This is a genomic window from Jannaschia halovivens (genome assembly GCF_046452375.1).
In the GTDB taxonomy this organism is placed as follows: domain Bacteria; phylum Pseudomonadota; class Alphaproteobacteria; order Rhodobacterales; family Rhodobacteraceae; genus Jannaschia; species Jannaschia halovivens.
The window spans coordinates 1,298,546-1,316,179 of sequence record NZ_JBKFDJ010000001.1 but is presented as its reverse complement, the minus strand read 5'-3'; the positions used below and the strand labels follow the sequence as shown (position 1 = coordinate 1,316,179).

Here is a 17,634-nt window from a genome sequence, read left to right as displayed (position 1 = left end):
GATCGGCCGGACGGGCGCCCCCACGGCGCCCGTCCGAACCGTCAGACATGCATCGGAAGCGCCTCGCGGACGATGATCGGCATCCGGTCGTTGGCCGCCGGCGGCTCGAGGTTCAGCGCGGCCGTGAGGCGGGCCCGCGTTTCGGCCCAATCCGCCCGGACGGAGACCGTCACCAGCGGCAGTCCGACGAGGGCGAGCGCATGCTGGCACACGCTGTCCCGGTAGGCCGGGCCGGGGCCCGACACCAGCGCAATGCCACAAAGCGGGACGCCGTATTCGTCCGACAGCACGTAGTCCAGGCGACGCCCCCGCAGGATCGCCTCGACCGCCGGATCACCCGGCGCCTCGATGATCCCGGCCAGCGAGACCTGTGCGTGAAGTTCCAGCCCCAGCCCCGCCGCGAAGCGACCGAGCCGCCGCGAGATGGCCTGCCGCCCGACATCGACCAGCGAGCGGACCCGGAGGCCGGACATCCGCAACCGTTCGATGGCGGAGGCGCGGGGCGGACCGTCGATCCGATGCGCGGGGAAGGCGGGCACGTCGTCGCGCGACATGTCGCTGTATCGGCGGAGCGCGATGCTCGTCGCGCTGATCGCCATGAGGGAAAGGCCTGTCGGGTCCATGCAACCGTTTCCTTGTTTTGGTTAATGGAAGGCTGACTCCGGCATTGGGCGAGGCTTGGCTGGGATTGCGACCTTTGCGGGGCGGATCGCGCGATCGGGAAACCATTCCGCCGCTGCCGCCCCACTGTTCCCAGCCGGGCGACAACGCGCGCCGATTCGGGCTGCGTGAGGGCTACTGGCGGAAACGGCGAGGCGCCGAGCGGGCAAAATCGTCCCCTGCGCGGCGAATCGTTTCCGCTACTGGAGCGAGCGGACCTCGACATCACCCTCGGCCGCCGCATGTATGGCGCGCGCCGCCGCATTCGCGCCCGAGAGGGTGGTGAAGTAGGGGATCCGGCTGGTCAGCGCGACGCTGCGCATCGACCGCGAATCCTCGACCGCCTGCGCGCCCTCGGTGGTATTCATCACCAAAGCGACCTCGCCGTCCTTCATCACGTCCACGACCGTGCGCCCGCCCTCGTAGGCCTTGTTGACCCGCGTGGACGCGATGCCATGCCCGTCGAGGAAGGCCGCGGTGCCCTCGGTCGCGAGGATGTCGAAGCCCATCTCGCGCAGGAGCGTCGCCGTCTCGACCAGTTGGCCGGTCTTGTCGGCATCCTTGATCGACAGGAACACCGTCCCGCCTTCGGGCAGGGTCACACCCGCACCGAGCTGGGCCTTGAGGAACGCGCGCGCGAAGCTGCGATCCCAGCCCATCACCTCGCCGGTCGACCGCATCTCGGGACCGAGCAGGGTGTCGACGCCGGGGAAGCGCGCAAACGGCAGCACCGCCTCCTTGACCGAGAACCACGGCGTGTCCGGATGGCTCAGCATCATCGTGTCGCCCATGGGCACATGCGCGATCTCGGCACCGGCGGGGTAGGGGTCGCGCAGCGGGAAGTTCGACAGCGGCTCGCCCGCCATCAGACGCGCGGCGATGCTGGCGATGGCCGAATCCACGGCCTTGGCCACGAAGGGCACGGTCCGCGACGCGCGCGGGTTCACCTCGATCAGGTAGACGTCCGGTCCGTCCGGGCCCTCCTTGACCGCGAACTGCACGTTCATCAGGCCGACGACCCGCAGCGCGCGGGCCAACGCGACCGTCTGTTCGCGGATCTCGGCGATCACCTCGTCCGACAACGTGTGCGGCGGCAGGCAGCAGGCACTGTCGCCCGAATGGACGCCCGCCTCCTCGATATGCTGCATGATCCCCGCGACATGCACATCCGTGCCGTCCGAGAGCGCGTCGACGTCTACTTCGATCGCGCCCGAGAGATAGCTGTCGAGCAGGACCGGACTGTCGCCCGACACCACCACCGCGTCGCGTATATACCGCTCGAGCTGCGCGGTATCGCGGACGATCTCCATCGCGCGCCCGCCAAGGACGTAGGACGGGCGGATGACCAGCGGATAGCCCAGATCCTCGGCCCGCAGCCGCGCCTCGGCGTCCGAATGGGCGATAGCGTTCTCAGGCTGCTTCAGCCCCAGGTCGCGGACCAGCGCGGCGAAGCGCTCCCGATCCTCGGCCAGGTCGATCGCGTCCGGCGTGGTGCCCAGGATCGGGATGCCCGCATCGTGCAGCGCGTTGGCCAGCTTCAGCGGCGTCTGCCCGCCGAACTGGACGATGACGCCGTGCAGGGTGCCGTTCTCCTGCTCGACGCGTAGGATCTCCATGACGTGCTCGAAGGTCAGCGGCTCGAAATAAAGGCGGTCGGACGTGTCGTAATCGGTGCTCACCGTCTCGGGATTGCAGTTGATCATGATCGTCTCGTAGCCCTGATCCGACAGCGCGAAACAGGCGTGACAGCAGCAATAGTCGAACTCGATGCCCTGGCCGATGCGGTTCGGCCCGCCGCCGAGGATCACGACCTTCCTGGCGTCCGTCGGACGGCTTTCGCACTCTGCCTCGCCCATCACGGGCGTCTCGTAGGTCGAATACATGTAGGGCGTCTGTGCCTCGAACTCGGCGGCGCAGGTGTCGATCCGCTTGAATTGTGCAACGACCCCGAGGTTCTGGCGGGCACGACGCACGTTGTCCTCGGTCCGGCCCGTCAGCGTGGCCAGCCGCGCGTCGGTAAAGCCGTATTGTTTGAGGCGTCTAAGCCCCGCCTCCTCGACCGGCAGGCCATTCGTGCGAACTTCGGCCTCCAAGTCGATGATTTCCCTGATCCGGGCCAGGAACCACGGATCGAACCGCGTCACGGCATGGATGTCGTCATCGGACAATCCATGCCGCATCGCCTGGGCGATCACGCGGATACGGTCCGGCGTCTGGCGCGACAGTTCGGCCTTGATCGCCGCCGGATCGTCCGAAAGTTGAATTTCGTCAAACCCGGTCAGACCCGTTTCCATCGAGGCCAGCGCCTTCTGCATGGATTCGTGGAAGGTCCGTCCGATGGCCATGACCTCGCCCACCGATTTCATCGCCGTCGTCAGCAGGGGCTCGGAGCCGGGGAACTTCTCGAAGGCGAAGCGCGGGATCTTGGTCACCACGTAATCGATCGTCGGCTCGAACGAGGCGGGCGTGACCTTGGTGATGTCGTTGTCGAGCTCGTCCAGCGTGTAGCCCACGGCCAGCTTCGCGGCGATCTTGGCGATGGGAAAGCCCGTGGCCTTCGACGCCAGCGCCGAGGAGCGCGACACCCGCGGGTTCATCTCGATCACGACCATGCGGCCGTCGGCGGGGTTCACCGCCCATTGCACGTTGGACCCGCCCGTCTCGACGCCGATCTCGCGCAGGACGTTGATGCTGTGGGTGCGCATCAACTGGTATTCCTTGTCCGTCAGCGTCAGCGCGGGCGCGACGGTGATCGAGTCGCCCGTATGGACGCCCATCGGGTCAACGTTCTCGATGGCGCAGACGATGATGGCGTTGTCCGCCTTGTCGCGGACCACCTCCATCTCGAACTCCTTCCACCCCAGAAGGCTCTCGTCGACGAGGATCTGGGCCACGGGCGACGCTTCGAGCCCGGTGCGGCAGATATGCTCGTAATCGGCACGGTTATAGGCCACGCCGCCGCCCGTGCCGCCCAGCGTGAAGGCGGGCCGGATGATCGCGGGCAGGCCGATATCCTCCAGCGCATCCATGGCGTTCTTCATGCCCGCCGCGATGTCGTAGACCCCATCCACCTTGGGCGCGTCCACGATCGTGGCCTTCGGGTTCTCGATGCCCAGCCGGTCCATTGCCTCGCGGAAGAGCTTGCGATCTTCGGCCATCTCGATGGCGGCCCGCTTGGCCCCGATCAGCTCGACGCCGAACTCGTCCAGCACGCCCATATCGTCCAGCGCGAGGGACGTGTTCAGGCCGGTCTGCCCCCCCATCGTGGGGAGCAGCGCGTCGGGTCGCTCCTTCGCGATGATCTTGGCCACGACCTCAGGGGTGATCGGCTCGATATAGGTGGCATCCGCGAGGCCCGGATCGGTCATGATCGTCGCCGGGTTCGAGTTCACGAGGATGACGCGGTAGCCTTCCTCGCGCAGCGCCTTGCAGGCCTGTGCGCCGGAATAGTCGAACTCGCAGGCCTGCCCGATGACGATGGGACCCGCGCCGATGATCATGATCGACTGGATGTCGGTCCGCTTGGGCATGGGTTCCCCCCGAGTGCTGGCAAATTGGCCGTGGTCTAGGGGGGCAGGGGCGGGGGTGCAAGCCATCGCGTCCGGCCATCCGCCGCCTATTTCGGGCTGCGGATGGAACCGAACGCCCCGTCACCGGTTCTTGCGACGGGCGACCACCCCAAAGACGACGAGAGAAACATGTCTGTTTCAGCCCTGCTCTTCGGCGCGATAGGAACCCTCGCCGAGACCACGGAGCTCCAGCGCCGCGCCTACAACCGCGCCTTCGCCGACGCCGACCTCGACTGGGTCTGGGATCGCGACAGCTACCGCAAGCTTCTGCTGCGCCCGGGCGGGCGGGCCCGTATCGCCACCTATGCCCGCGACGCCGGGGACCAGGTCGACGCCGCCGCCCTGCATGACGCCAAGATCCGCCATTTCGAGGCGCTGATCGCCAGCGAGGGTCTCGCGCCGCGCGATGGCGTGGTCGATCTGATCGCGCATTGCCGCGCCGAATCCATCGCCGTCGGCCTTGCGACCACGACCGACCGGCGGCAGGTCGATGCCATCCTCGGCGCGCTCGCCCCCGAGGTGCGCGCCGGCGACTTCGACTGGATCGGCGACCGCAGCATGGTCGAGCACCCCAAGCCTGCCCCCGACATCTACCGCCGCGCGCTGGACGACCTGGGCGTCGACGCGGACCACGCGCTCGCCATCGAGGACACACCGGAGAGTGCCGAGGCCGCGATCGAGGCCGGTCTCGACATCATCGGTTTCCCCGGCGCCGCCGCCGAGGAGCGGCCCTTCCAACCCAGCGTCCTCATCGTCGAGACGCTGCGCCCGCGCCTTCTGGTGATGGGGCGGGCCTCGGGGCGCAAGCTCGCCGCACAGTGACGCTCCGGCGGGGCCCGGCGGTGTTGACACCTCGGGCCCGCGCGTGTCGATAGGCCCGAACGTCCCAAACCCCCCGTGGAGCCTCCGATGCACGCCTTCCGCACCCATACCTGCGCCGGTCTGACCGCCGACAACGTGGGCGAGACCGTCCGCCTCTCCGGCTGGGTGCACCGTGTCCGCGACCATGGCGGCGTGCTCTTCATCGATCTGCGCGACCATTACGGCATGACGCAGCTTCTTTGCGATCCCGACAGCCCGGTCTTCGCCGAGGTCGAGAAGGTCCGTTCGGAATGGTGCATCCGCATCGACGGCACCGTGAAGGCGCGCGACGCGGGCCTCGTGAACCCCAAGATCCCGACCGGCGAGATCGAGGTCTTCATCCGCGACCTCGAGGTGCTGGGGAAGGCCGACGAGCTGCCGCTGATGGTGTTCGGCGACCAGGAATACCCCGAGGAGACGCGGCTCAAGTACCGCTTCCTCGACCTGCGCCGCGAGCAGATGCAGAAGAACATGATCCTGCGTTCGAACGTCGTGCGCTCCATCCGCGAGCGGATGTGGGACAAGGGCTTCAACGAGTTCCAGACCCCGATCATCACCGCGTCGTCCCCCGAGGGCGCGCGCGACTTCATCGTCCCCTCGCGGCTGCATCCGGGGAAGGTGTACGCGCTGCCGCAGGCGCCGCAGCAGTTCAAGCAACTCCTGATGGTGTCGGGGTTCGACAAGTACTATCAGATCGCGCCCTGCTTCCGCGACGAGGATCCCCGCGCCGACCGCTCGCCCACCGACTTCTACCAGCTCGACATGGAGATGAGCTTCGTCTCGCAACAGGATGTATTCGATACGATTCAGCCGGTGATCGCGGGGCTCTTCGAAGAGTTCGGCGGCGGGCGCGCGGTCGATGCGGACTGGCCGCTCATTTCCTATCGCGATGCCGCGCTAAAGTACGGAACGGACAAGCCCGACTTGCGCAACCCGATCGAGATGCAGGTCGTGTCCGAGCATTTCGCGGGCTCGGGCTTCGCCATCTTCGCTTCGCTCCTCGAGAAGGACGGCACCGAGATCCGCGCCATCCCCGCCCCCACGGGCGGCTCTCGCAAGTTCTGCGACCGGATGAACAAGTTCGCCCAGGAGCAGGGCCTGCCGGGCATGGGGTACATCTTCTGGCGAGACCAGGGCGAAGGCCTCGAAGCCGCCGGCCCCCTCGCAAAGAACATCGGCCCCGAGCGCACGGAGGCGATCCGCCAGCAGCTGGGCCTTGGCGTGGGCGACGCGGCGTTCTTCCTCGGCGGCAAGCCCGCCGATTTCGAGGCCGTCGCAGGCCGCGCACGGACGGTCATTGGCGACGAGCTGGGACTGACGGACAAGGACCGCTTCGCCTTCGCGTGGATCGTCGACTTCCCGATGTACGAGGCGGATGACGACGGCAAGATCGACTTCAGCCACAATCCCTTCTCAATGCCGCAGGGCGGGATGGAGGCGCTGGACGGCGATCCGCTGGAGGTGCTCGGCTATCAGTACGACCTCGCCTGCAACGGCTACGAGCTGGTCTCGGGCGCGATCCGGAACCACCGCCCCGAGATCATGTTCCGTGCCTTCGAGCTGGCCGGGTATGGCGAGGACGAGGTCCGCAAGCGTTTCGGCGGCATGGTCAAGGCGTTCCAGTATGGCGCGCCGCCCCATGGCGGCTGTGCGGCGGGCATCGACCGCATCGTCATGCTTCTGGCCGACGAGGCGAATATCCGCGAGGTCATCCTCTTCCCGATGAACCAGCGCGCCGAGGATCTGATGATGGGCGCCCCGTCCGAGCCGCTGCCGGGCCAACTGGCGGAACTCGGCCTGCGCCGAATGCCGACAGATTGAACGAACCCTGTGATCGGCGGCCGCGGCCGCCTATCTATCGGGGATGATTTCGACTCTGGCCGCCATCCGCTTCGGCACGGGCCGCGCACCCGACATCGCGGCCCCGCGGGACGCGGGCGACCTCCTGCTGCGTCTGTCGGGGCCGGACCGCATGGCCGAAGCCTGGCCGCAGCCGTCATGGGAGGTGCGGGCCGCCGCCGCGCTCGACTGGATCCGCCTGCGCCGCGCGCGCCGCGACGGCGGGGCCGACGCCTTCCGCACAGCCCAGCGCGCTATGGTCGTCGCCTATCACGAGGATCTCGCGCGCGCGCTGGCCCGCGCCGCGTTGACCGAAGACGGGTTTCGCGAACGGCTGGCGTGGTTTTGGGCCGATCACTTCGCCGTCGCGGGCGGGCGCGGGCTGCTGCGCCGCTCGGTGCCCGGCTACCACGAGGCGGCGATCCGTCCCCATCTCGCCGGGTCCTTCGCCGCCCTTCTGACCGCCGCCGTGACCCATCCGGCGATGGTGATCTATCTCGACAACTGGGGCTCGACCGGGCCGAACTCGCCACGCGGCCGCCGCTCGGGCGGCAACATCAACGAGAACCTCGCCCGCGAAGTACTGGAGCTGCACACGCTGGGCGCTGGCGCGACCTACAGCCAGACCGATGTCCGCGAGCTGGCCGAGCTTCTGACCGGCCTCAGCATCACGCGCGAAGGCGATTCCCAGTTTCGCCACAACCAGGCCGAGCCGGGCGCCGAGACCGTTCTTGGCCGCGCCTATGGCGGGGCCGGGCCCGACCGGGGCGATATCGACCGCGTGCTGGCCGACCTCGCCGTCCATCCTGACACCGCGCGGCATCTCTCGACCAAGCTCGCGCGGCACTTCGTCGCCGACACGCCAGATCCCGACCTCGTGGCGCGGATGACGGCCACCTGGACCCGCACGGGCGGCGACCTGATGGCGGTCTATGCCACAATGCTCGACCACGACGCCGCGTGGCAGCCGACGCTGGCCAAGGTTCGCCGCCCGATGGAGCTTCTGGCCGCCGGGCTCCGCGCGCTGGGCCGCGGGCGCGCGATCATGGAGGCGGATGTGCCCGCGCTCCGCAGCCTCGCGAACCAGCCGCTGGAGCGGATGGGCCAGACCTGGCTTCGCCCGCCGGGGCCGCAGGGCTGGCCCGAGGCCGCGGCGGACTGGATCACGCCGCAGCTTCTGGCCGCGCGGCTCGGCTGGGCCATCGCGCTCCCCGAGGCGCTGGGCGACCTGCCCGACCCGCGCGCCTTCGTCGAAACCGCGCTGGGCCCGCTGGCCGACGAGCGCCTGCGCTTCGCCGCCGCCGCCGCCGAGGAGCGGGCGGCGGGCATCTCGCTCGTCCTCGCGTCGCCCGCGTTCAACCGGAGGTGACCCGATGATCCCCACCCGCCGCGCATTCCTCCAGGGCATCGGATGCTCGCTCGCCGCGTCGCCCCTCGTGGCGCCCGTGGCCTTCGCGGCCCTGCCGGGCGACGCGCGGCTCGTCGTCGTGATCCTGCGGGGCGCGATGGACGGGCTCGACGCGCTGCAGCCCTATGGCGACCCGGATCTCGCCCGCCTCCGCCCCGGGTTCCCGATCGGCCCCGACGCGGGCGCGCTCGACCTCAACGGGTTCCACGCGCTCCACCCCGGCCTCACGGACCTCGCTCCCTGGTGGGCCGAGGGCGATCTGGGCTTCGCGCAGGCGGTCAGCACGCCCTATCGCGGCAAGCGCAGCCATTTCGACGGGCAGGACATCCTCGAAGCGGGCACCGCCGGAGAGGTGCCGCCGCTGGCGAACCGCGACGGCTGGCTCAACCGCCTTCTGCAAACGATGCCTGGCACCCATGGCCGGACGGCCTTCGCCGTCGGGCGCACCGACATGCTGCTCCTCCGGGGCGCGGCGGATCACGCGAGCTGGGCGCCCGACGCGCGGCTCGACCTCGCGCCGGCGACGGCGGACCTGCTCCTGCATGTCTACCACGACGACCCGCTCTTTCGGAACGCGGCCGAGGATGCGCTCTCGCTCTCGGGGTCGTCCATCGATGGCGGCGGCGGGCGGCAGGCGCAGACCGATGCGCTCTTCTCCTTCGCCGCGGCCCAGCTTCGGCAGGACGCGCGCATCGCCGCCCTCTCGATCAGCGGCTGGGACACGCACAACGCCCAGACGCGTGAAATCACGCGCGGGCTGCGCCTCCTCGGGCGGGGGCTCGGGACGTTGCGCGCCGATCTCGGACCGGACTGGGACCGCACGGTCGTGCTCTGCATGACCGAGTTCGGGCGCACGGCGGCCGAGAACGGCACGCGCGGCACCGATCACGGGACCGGTGGGACGATGTTGCTTGCGGGCGGTGCGCTGAAGGGCGGCCAGGTCTGGGGCGACTGGCCGGGACTGGCCGAGGCGCAGCTCCTCGATCGCCGCGACCTGATGCCCACGCGTGACGTGCGCGCCTACGCCGCCTGGGCGTTGCACGGTCTCTTCGGGACGGACCGCGCGACGCTCTCGACCCTCGTCTTCCCGGGGCTCGAGATGGGCGGCGATCCGCGTCTTCTGGCGTGACGGCGGGGGGGCAAACACCCCGCCGTCGCCGCGCTCAGGGCTGGGCGGCCATGCGCACGACCGGGAAGGTGATGCCGGGTGCGATGGGCGCCTCGTCGACACCGTGATCCTTGAAGCCGAGCTTGGAATAGAACGGCCGTGCGTTCAGCGACGACAGGCATTCCAGCCGCTTGATGCCCCGCGCGCGCGCCTTGGTGCGCACATGGTCCATCAGCCGTCCGGCATGCCCACGCTTCAGCCGGTCCGGATGGGTCGCGAAGTGGCGGACATGGGCCGTGCCTTCGGGGATGTCCTCGCCCGGCGCCGTTTCGGTCCAGCCGCCGACGGCGACGAGGTCGCCATGCTCGAACAGCATGTAGTAGCTGCCGCTGTCCAGAAGGTCGGGATTGGCCTTGGCAATAAGGGGCAGGATCGCGTCGACCGCGACGCCGTCGTAATCGTCGAGCAGGAGGCGCGGATAGACCGCCCCCAGCAGGTTGTCGACGACATGGCGGTCCGTCGGACGGGCAGGGCGCAACGTGTAGGTCATGGATAGTCTCCGATCTGAAAACGAAAAGGGCCATGCAGACGGATTGTCTGCATGGCCCCTCTAGATCGGGATCGGTTAAGGTCGCGTTAACCTTTCTGTAAGTGACGCCCGAATAGGCGATTCCTTACTTGATCTTGCCTTCCTTGTACTCGACGTGCTTGCGCGCGACGGGATCGAACTTCCGCACGACCATTTTCTCGGTCATGGTGCGGGCATTCTTCTTGGTCACGTAGAAGTGGCCGGTGCCGGCAGAGGAATTCAGCCGGATCTTGATCGTGGTGGGCTTTGCCATCGGGTGTCTCCTGCGTCGGTCGGGCCGCGACACGCGCGCGTCGCCCTTGAATCCGGAAGCTGCCTTCTATCCGCCGCACCCCGGCTGTCAAGGGTGCGCGCGGCGTAGCGCGGGATGGCTCAGTCGCAATCCATCTGGACGAGAAGGACGGGCGCCGTCTCGACCGGGCGCAACGTGACGACGCAGCCCCGCGTCTCGCCCTGCAGATAGGCGAGGTCCAGCGACAGCTCCTCCTCGGCCCCGGCACGCGCGCGGCGCATCGCGGCGGCGACCGAGGGCCGCTCGCCATGGTGCCAGAGGCTGGTAAAGGGCAGGCCGGTCAGGTCGTCCTCGGGCGCGAAGCCCAGCCCCTCCAGCAGCGCATCGTTGGTGGCGAGGATGCGTCCGTCGCGATGGACGACCGCGGTCCCCTCGCAACTGTCGGGAAGGAGTTCGTCGAACATCGGAGGCGCATCTGCGCCGGGTTGGCCCTGGGTCTCGGTGGCGGTCCGCATATCCGGGCCCACCTTTCTGTTCGATTCGACTCGGCTTGAAACGATCCTGGGCTCGAAATTGTTCACTCGGCAACCCGATTCGCGGTTTCGGACGCGATCGCGCGATTGCTGGCCGGGTCGTCGGGCGCCCGATCGGACGCGCGCGGGGCGCGCGATGGACTCGGATGTGCGGGGGGCCTGTAAGCCGGATTCTGTTCCGGCGGAGTTGCCCCCGCCATCGGCGACCATTCATCTCGGCGCCGCGTCGCCGCGGGCCTGAAGCTGCCAACCCGGATCGCGAGGCGAAGCGGCCCCATGCGCGATCCCTATTCGGCATTGCTCCCGGTGGGGCTTGCCATGCGGGGGACGTCGCCGCCCCCCCGGTGCGCCTTACCGCACCGTTTCACCATTGCCCCGCATGCGGGGCTGTCTGTTCTCTGTGGCGCTGTCCATCGGCTCTCGCCGTCCGGGCGTTACCCGGCACCGTCGCTTCGTGGAGTCCGGACTTTCCTCGGACATTTCTGCCCGCAGCCGCCCGGCCCCCCGCGCCGTCGCGGCTAGACGGCGGCTTCGCCTGCGTCAACGGGGAAGCGCGCCGCGAGGTCCGCGATCAGGCCCATATCCACCCGGTCCAGCGGCCCCGACGCCCAGGGCCGGAACCGCAGCCGCACCGCGCCCAGAAGCGTCCCGTCGTCCACGTCCGCGGTATAGCCCGCCATTTGCGCCAACGCGCGGAACCCGGCCGCATCCGGCGCGTCGCCCGGTTCCGCATCGGGCCAGACGGCCAGCCCGCGCCGCGCCAGCCGCCGCCAGTCGAAGCGCCGGCCAGGATCGATCTTGCGCCCCGGCGCCGCGTCCGAATGGCCGATCAAGCCCGCCGGGCCGATTCCGTGTCGCCGGCATATATCGCCCACGAGGTCCTCCAGCGCGTCCATCTGTGCCGCCGGGAAGGGCGAGAAGCCGTCATTCGACAGCTCGATTCCGACGCTGCGCGAATTGAGGTCCGACGACGCACCCCAGCACCCGGCCCCGGCATGCCACGCACGCGCCATCTCCTCGACGAGGCGGAACACCGTGCCGCATTCGCCGATCAGGTAATGCGCCGACACCTCGGCCTCGGGCAGGCAGAGCCGCGTCAGCGCGGGCTCCGGGCCGCCCTGCATCGCGGTGTAATGGATCATCACCAGGTCGGGCCGCGTCCGCCCGTCGCGGCGCGGCCCGTGATTGGGGCTGGGCCGGTCGACGACCGTCACGCGTCTATTGCCGGACGAGTGCGCGGAAGGTCGCCGGGTTCCAGCTGCAGGCGTTGCCGTCGCCATCGGGATCGAGGTTCAGGCGGTCCGATTGTGGCCCGCCTGCCGCGAGGAACTCCTCCTGCGCGACATCCGGCGTCCGGTAGCCCGCGCAGCGCTGCTCGGAGCGGCGGTTCGAGCTGAGCGGATTGCGGCGGAAGGCCTTGGTTCCCACGGCCTGCGCATCGTTGAGCGCGTAGGCGATGATGTTGGGCGCGCTGTCATTGGGTCGCTGAAGCTCGGTCGGCTGGACGAGCTGGTATTGCTGGCGCGCGGCGCGCACGCGGGCGGCATCGTCCTCGATGCTCCGCTCGGCCGAGACGGCGGCGAAGTCCTGCTCGCGGCTGATATTCGGATTGTCGCGGTCGAGCTCGCCGGGGTTCACCGCCGCTGTCGCCGGGCCGGGCAGGGGGGCGGGGGCGGCCGATGTCGCGGGCGGTGCCCCGAGGACGGCGCGCGTCTGGCTGGCGATCTGCGCGGCTTCGGAGGTCGTGCCGGGCGCGGGGGCGGGCAGGGTCGTCGCCTGCGGCCCGAGCACCGCAACCGGCGTGTCGGGCGGGCGCACGGTCGTCGCGGGTGCGATGGGCGCAGGCGTGCCGCGCAGCTGCGCTTCGCGGCGGGCGGCGTATTGCTCGGGCGTCTCGAAGGCCGCGCCGCCCACCCCGCTTTCGGGGACCGGCGGCTCGCAGGCGGAAAGGGTCAGGACGGCCCCGAGGGCCGCGATAAGGAAATGAACACGCATGTCTGCCTCGTCTGCTCTTGGCGCGAGACTACCACCACTTGTCGGGGCGCGCCACGAAGCCCGCCCGCGCTTCGATCACGCTTGCAACATTCAGTAATCCGCCCTCGTCCCAGGGCTTACCGATCAGCTGCAGGCCCATCGGCAACCCGCGCCGGTCGAGCCCTGCGGGCACCGCGACGCCCGGCAGGCCGGCAAGGTTCACCGTCACAGTGAACACGTCGTTGAGATACATCTGGATCGGCGTGAAATTCGCGCCCAGCTCGAAGGCCGAGGAGGGCGTCGCGGGCGTCAGGATCGCGTCGACCCCGGCCGCAAAGGCATCCTCGAAGTCCTTCTTGATCAGCGTCCGCACGCGGCGCGCGCGGTTGTAGTAGGCGTCGTAGAACCCTGCCGACAGAACGTAGGTGCCGACCATCACGCGGCGCTGCACCTCGGGGCCGAAGCCTTCGGCGCGGGTCTTCTCGTACATCTCGGTGATGCCGTCGCCCTGGTCCAGCGCGGCGCGGTGCCCAAAGCGCACCCCGTCATAACGCGCGAGGTTCGAGGAGGCCTCGGCGGGCGCGATCACGTAATATGCGGGGAGGGCATATTTCGTATGCGGCAGGCTGATGTCGCGGATCTCGGCGCCCGCGTCGCGCAGCATCTCGGTGCCTTCGGTCCAGAGCGTCTCGATCTCCTCGGGCATCCCCTCCATGCGGTATTCGCGCGGAATGCCGATGGTCTGGCCCTTGATGTCGCCGGTCAGCATCGCCTCGAAATCCGGCACCGCCAGATCGGCCGAGGTCGAATCCTTCGGGTCGTGGCCGGACATGGCCCGCAGGAAGATCGCCGCGTCCCGCACCGAGCGCGTCATCGGACCCGCCTGATCCAGCGACGAGGCGAAGGCCACGACGCCCCAGCGCGAACACCGCCCGTAGGTCGGCTTGATCCCGGTAATGCCGGTGAAGGCCGCGGGCTGCCGGATCGAGCCGCCGGTATCGGTGCCCAGCGCACCGAGGCAGAGCCGTGCGGCCACCGCCGCCGCCGAGCCGCCGGACGAGCCGCCGGGCGTCAGCGCGGCGTCCGAATTGCCCGCGCGCCACGGGTTGACCACGTCGCCATAGGTCGAGGTCTCGTTCGACGAGCCCATCGCGAACTCGTCCATGTTGAGCTTGCCGAGCATCACCGCGCCGTCGCGGAAGAGCTGGTCGGTGATCGTGCTTTCGTATTCCGGCTTGAAGCCGTCGAGGATCGCCGACCCGGCCTGCGAGGCCACGCCCTTGGTACAGAAGAGGTCCTTCACCCCGATGGGGATGCCGCACATGTCGGGCGCGTCGCCCCGCGCGATGCGGGCATCGGCGGCCTCGGCCTGGGCGCGGGCGATCTCGGGCGTGTGATGCACGAAGGCGTTGAGCGCGCCCGAGGCGGCCACGGCATCCAGATGCGCCTCGGTCAGGGCGACGGCGGTCGTCTCGCCGGCGCGCAGCGCGTCGCGGGCGCCGGCGATCGTGAGGTCGGTCAGGTTGCTCATTCCACCACCTTCGGGACGGCGAAGAACCCTTCGCGGGCTTCGGGGGCGTTGGCCAGCACGGCCTCGGGCTGGCCGCCGTCGGTCACCACGTCCTCGCGGCGCTTCAGGCGCATCGGCTCGACCGAGACCATCGGCTCGACCCCGTCCACATCGACCTCCTGCAACTGCTCGATGAAGCCGAGGATCGAATTGAACTCGCCCGCAAGCGCGTCCAGCCGGTCTTCGGGCACGGCGATGCGCGCCAGCTTCGCCACGCGGCGTGCGGTCTCTCGGTCGATGGACATGGGGCCTCCGGGGCTGCGGGTCCGGGGCGGTCTAGCGCCGGGCGGGACGGGGTTCAATACGGGGGCCACGGGTCTTGCGCCGCCCCCCGCCGCGGCGATAGACGGGGCCATCGGCGCGCGGGCGTTGTGTAATGGTAAGACCTCAGCCTTCCAAGCTGATGATGCGGGTTCGATTCCCGCCGCCCGCTCCGATCCCCCTCAGAGGCCCAGCGGTCCCCGCACGAGGTGCAGCACCACGGCCGCCGCGACGCCGACCGCCGCCCCGATGGCCAGCCGGATCCCGCGCCGTCGCGATGCGGGCACGAACCCGGCCAGCGCCATGCAGACCAGCCCGTAGAACACCATCGCGGTCACATCGATCGGATTGTACATCTCGCCCATCCCCCGGAGCGCAGCCTCGCGTCCCCGATGCGCCACGGTCAAGCCCGAAGCCGCCGCGTCGTTCTTGCGCCTCCAGCCGCGCGCGGCTACCTCGAAACCCCAGACCGGAGGGCCCATGGCCGACATCGCCAAGGAAGCGGATCGCGCGCGGTCCAAGCGCATCGGCAGCCTCAGGGCGCTGACGCCGTTCTTCCGTCCGCATATCGGCATGGTCGTCGCGGCGCTGGCAGCGCTGACGCTGACGGCGGGCGTGTCGCTCGTGCTGCCGCTCGCGGTGCGGCAGGTGGTCGACGCGTTCCAGACCGGGGCCGCGGGCCTGCTCGACCGCTACTTCGCATGGGCGCTCGTGATCGCGGCGCTTCTCGCGCTGGGGACCGGGCTGCGATACTACCTCGTCACCCGGCTGGGCGAACGGGTCGTGGCCGACATACGCAAGGCGGTCTTCGCCCGGATGATCCGCATGTCGCCCAATTTCTACGACGGCATCCTGACCGGCGAGGTGCTCAGCCGGATCACCACCGACACGACGCTGCTCCTGTCGGTCGTCAGCTCGTCGGTTTCGATCGCGCTGCGCAACATGCTGATCTTCACGGGCGGCCTTGCGCTGATGCTCTGGACGGCGCCCAAGCTCTCGGGCCTCGTCCTCCTGATCGTGCCCGCCGTGATCGTGCCGATCATCGTGCTCGGCCGCCGCCTCCGCACGCTCAGCCGCGAGAACCAGGACTGGATCGCCGAATCCTCGGGCAAGGCGTCCGAATGGCTGCTCTCGGCCCAGACCGTCCAGGCCTACACGTTCGAACACGAAGCCTCCGACCGCTTCGACGACGTGACCGAGAAGTCCTTCCTCTCGGCCCGCACCCGCATCCGTGTCCGCGCGATCATGACCGTGATCGTGATCCTGCTGACCTTCGCGGGCATCGTTGGCGTGCTCTGGATCGGGGCGCGCGACGTGCGCGGCGGCGTCATGACCGTGGGCGAGCTGATCCAGTTCCTGATCTACGCGATCATGGTAGCGGGCGCGGTCGCCGCCCTGTCGGAGATCTGGGGCGAGCTGCAACGCGCCGCCGGTGCCACCGAACGACTTGTCGAGCTTCTGGAGGTCGAGGACGACGTCACCGATCCCGAGGCCCCGGCGACCCTGCCCTTGGGCGAGGCCATCGCCTTCGAGGGTGTCACCTTCCGCTACCCGACCCGTCCGGGCGTCGCGGCGCTCGACGACGTGACGCTGCATGTCGCGCCGGGCGAGACGGTCGCGTTGGTCGGCCCGTCGGGCGCGGGCAAATCGACCGTGATTCAGCTCCTGCAGCGCTTCTACGACCCCGATGCCGGGTCCATCACGCTGGGCGGCACCGACCTGCGGGAGATGGATCGCGCCGGCTTCCGCGCCCGCATGGCGCTGGTGCCGCAGGACCCGGTGATCTTCGCGGCGAGCGCGCGCGACAACATCCGCTTCGGCAATCCCGAGGCCACCGACGCGCAGGTCGAGGCCGCCGCGAAGGCCGCCGCCGCGCATGACTTCCTTACCGCCCTGCCCGAGGGCTACGACACCTATGTCGGCGAGCGGGGCGTCATGCTGTCGGGCGGACAGAAGCAGCGCATCGCCATCGCCCGCGCCATCCTGCGCGACGCGCCGGTCCTGTTGCTCGACGAGGCGACATCGGCGCTCGACGCCGAGAGCGAGCGCGCCGTGCAGGATGCTGTCGCCACGCTGGCCGAGGGACGCACGACCATCATCGTGGCGCACCGGCTAGCCACGGTGAAGCAGGCCGACCGGATCGTCGTCATGCAGGACGGCGCTATCGCGGCACAGGGCACCCATGACGAGCTTGTGGCCGAAGGCGGCCTCTACGCGCGCCTCGCCCGGCTTCAATTCACCGACGGCCTCGCGGCGGAGTAGCCGCCCTCAGACCAGCCCGGCCGGCCCGGCGAACGGATCCCGCTCCGGGTCGCTGTTCCAGATGTATTCGGAGCCGTAGGCCATCTCCTCGGCCTTCGCGCGCCCAAACAGCCGCGCGGCCACGCCCAGCGCCATGTCCATCCCCGCCGACACGCCGGACGAGGTGAAGAACGTGCCGTCCTCGACCCAGCGCGCCTGCTTCACCCACTCGACTTTCGGCGCCAGCGGCACCGTAGCCGTGAAGTCGAGCTTGTTGGTCGTCGCGCGCCGCCCATCCAACACGCCCGTCATCCCCAGCAGAACGGTCCCCGTGCAGACGGCGAGCACGCATTCCGCAGACCCCGAGACCGTGCGGATCCAGTCCATCAGGGCGGGGTCCTTCGCGGCATCCAGCGCGGAATCTCCGCCGGGCAGGAACAGAAGGTCGTAATCCGTCGCCTCCGCGATTGTGCGGTCCACGACGATCCGCTGCCCGTGCCGGCTGACGACCGGGTCCGACCCCTGGGCGACCGTCACCACCTCGATCTCGTCGCGAAAACCGCCGAGCATCTCGATCGGGCCGAAATAGTCGAGCGTCTGAAAGCCGGGAAAGACCAGCGCCGCCATCGTTCTCATCGTCTCCGTCCTCGCCGCTCGGGGCCGGACGCGTGCGGCCCGCCAACCGGACCAGTCCTCACACGGACCCGCCCGCCGCGTCCATCCCGCCGCGGATTGCGCCGCCTCGTGGTCCCGTCCGCCGTAGCGTCCGTCTTGCGTTCCGCTTGTGTG

General features: G+C 69.5%; 16 protein-coding genes, 1 tRNA gene and 1 other RNA gene. 6 read left to right on the top strand and 12 right to left on the bottom strand.

What is annotated here, in order from left to right; translation table 11 throughout:
- Positions 1–41: 41 nt before the first annotated feature.
- Positions 42–623, bottom strand: a complete 582-nt coding sequence (locus tag ACK8OR_RS06640; RefSeq protein WP_410188630.1) for a hypothetical protein — start codon at positions 621–623, stop codon at positions 42–44.
- Between the two features lie 237 nt (positions 624–860).
- Positions 861–4,190, bottom strand: a complete 3,330-nt coding sequence (gene carB / locus ACK8OR_RS06635) for a carbamoyl-phosphate synthase large subunit (protein ID WP_410188629.1) — start codon at positions 4,188–4,190, stop codon at positions 861–863.
- Between the two features lie 168 nt (positions 4,191–4,358).
- On the opposite strand from carB, the gene ACK8OR_RS06630 reads away from it, so the two are divergent.
- The 4 genes from ACK8OR_RS06630 (at position 4,359) to ACK8OR_RS06615 (ending at position 9,466) form a co-directional block, all read left to right on the top strand.
- The gene (locus ACK8OR_RS06630; protein WP_410188628.1) at positions 4,359–5,051 is read left to right on the top strand and encodes an HAD-IA family hydrolase; all 693 of its coding nucleotides are present in this window, start codon (positions 4,359–4,361) and stop codon (positions 5,049–5,051) included.
- An 87-nt stretch (positions 5,052–5,138) separates the two neighbouring features.
- A complete protein-coding gene (aspS, locus tag ACK8OR_RS06625; RefSeq protein WP_410188627.1) occupies positions 5,139–6,911 on the top strand; it encodes an aspartate--tRNA ligase in 1,773 nt (590 codons plus the stop codon).
- Positions 6,912–6,954: 43 nt separating this feature from the next.
- Positions 6,955–8,298, top strand: coding sequence for a DUF1800 domain-containing protein (locus ACK8OR_RS06620; RefSeq protein ID WP_410188626.1), 1,344 nt, complete (start codon positions 6,955–6,957; stop codon positions 8,296–8,298).
- A 4-nt stretch (positions 8,299–8,302) separates the two neighbouring features.
- On the top strand, positions 8,303–9,466 hold the full coding sequence (locus ACK8OR_RS06615) for a DUF1501 domain-containing protein (protein WP_410188625.1): 1,164 nt from the start codon (positions 8,303–8,305) through the stop codon (positions 9,464–9,466).
- 34 nt (positions 9,467–9,500) lie between these two features.
- On the opposite strand, the gene ACK8OR_RS06610 is transcribed toward ACK8OR_RS06615, so the two are convergent.
- From ACK8OR_RS06610 to gatC, 8 genes are all read right to left on the bottom strand, one after another.
- A complete protein-coding gene (locus ACK8OR_RS06610; RefSeq protein ID WP_410188624.1) occupies positions 9,501–9,995 on the bottom strand; it encodes a GNAT family N-acetyltransferase in 495 nt (164 codons plus the stop codon).
- Positions 9,996–10,119: 124 nt separating this feature from the next.
- On the bottom strand, positions 10,120–10,287 hold the full coding sequence (rpmG, locus tag ACK8OR_RS06605; protein WP_055661766.1) for a 50S ribosomal protein L33: 168 nt from the start codon (positions 10,285–10,287) through the stop codon (positions 10,120–10,122).
- Positions 10,288–10,406: 119 nt separating this feature from the next.
- Entirely contained in the window at positions 10,407–10,730 is a 324-nt protein-coding gene (locus tag ACK8OR_RS06600) for a PAS domain-containing protein (RefSeq protein ID WP_410188623.1), read from the bottom strand.
- 215 nt (positions 10,731–10,945) lie between these two features.
- Positions 10,946–11,307: RNase P RNA component class A (gene rnpB, locus ACK8OR_RS06595), an RNA gene on the bottom strand.
- 10 nt (positions 11,308–11,317) lie between these two features.
- Positions 11,318–12,013, bottom strand: a complete 696-nt coding sequence (locus tag ACK8OR_RS06590; RefSeq protein WP_410188622.1) for an N-acetylmuramoyl-L-alanine amidase — start codon at positions 12,011–12,013, stop codon at positions 11,318–11,320.
- A 4-nt stretch (positions 12,014–12,017) separates the two neighbouring features.
- On the bottom strand, positions 12,018–12,794 hold the full coding sequence (locus ACK8OR_RS06585; RefSeq protein WP_410188621.1) for a hypothetical protein: 777 nt from the start codon (positions 12,792–12,794) through the stop codon (positions 12,018–12,020).
- Between the two features lie 28 nt (positions 12,795–12,822).
- Positions 12,823–14,304: an Asp-tRNA(Asn)/Glu-tRNA(Gln) amidotransferase subunit GatA gene (gatA, locus tag ACK8OR_RS06580; RefSeq protein WP_410188620.1), complete on the bottom strand. Its 1,482-nt coding sequence runs from the start codon at positions 14,302–14,304 to the stop codon at positions 12,823–12,825.
- Positions 14,301–14,588, bottom strand: a complete 288-nt coding sequence (gene gatC / locus ACK8OR_RS06575) for an Asp-tRNA(Asn)/Glu-tRNA(Gln) amidotransferase subunit GatC (protein WP_298434265.1) — start codon at positions 14,586–14,588, stop codon at positions 14,301–14,303. The genes gatA and gatC overlap by 4 nt, the downstream gene beginning before the upstream one ends.
- 117 nt (positions 14,589–14,705) lie before the next feature.
- Between gatC and ACK8OR_RS06570 the strand changes: the two genes are divergently transcribed.
- Positions 14,706–14,776 (top strand) — tRNA-Gly (locus ACK8OR_RS06570).
- A gap of 10 nt (positions 14,777–14,786) precedes the next feature.
- Here ACK8OR_RS06570 and ACK8OR_RS06565 read toward each other — a convergent pair.
- Complete coding sequence (locus ACK8OR_RS06565; protein WP_410188619.1) at positions 14,787–15,086, bottom strand: hypothetical protein; 300 nt, start codon at positions 15,084–15,086, stop codon at positions 14,787–14,789.
- Here ACK8OR_RS06565 and ACK8OR_RS06560 point away from each other — a divergent pair.
- Complete coding sequence (locus ACK8OR_RS06560; RefSeq protein ID WP_410188618.1) at positions 15,085–16,866, top strand: ABC transporter transmembrane domain-containing protein; 1,782 nt, start codon at positions 15,085–15,087, stop codon at positions 16,864–16,866. The genes ACK8OR_RS06565 and ACK8OR_RS06560 overlap by 2 nt on opposite strands.
- A gap of 6 nt (positions 16,867–16,872) precedes the next feature.
- Here the strand turns inward: ACK8OR_RS06560 and ACK8OR_RS06555 are convergent, their stop codons facing one another.
- A complete protein-coding gene (locus tag ACK8OR_RS06555; protein WP_410188617.1) occupies positions 16,873–17,481 on the bottom strand; it encodes a DJ-1/PfpI family protein in 609 nt (202 codons plus the stop codon).
- Positions 17,482–17,634: the final 153 nt, after the last annotated feature.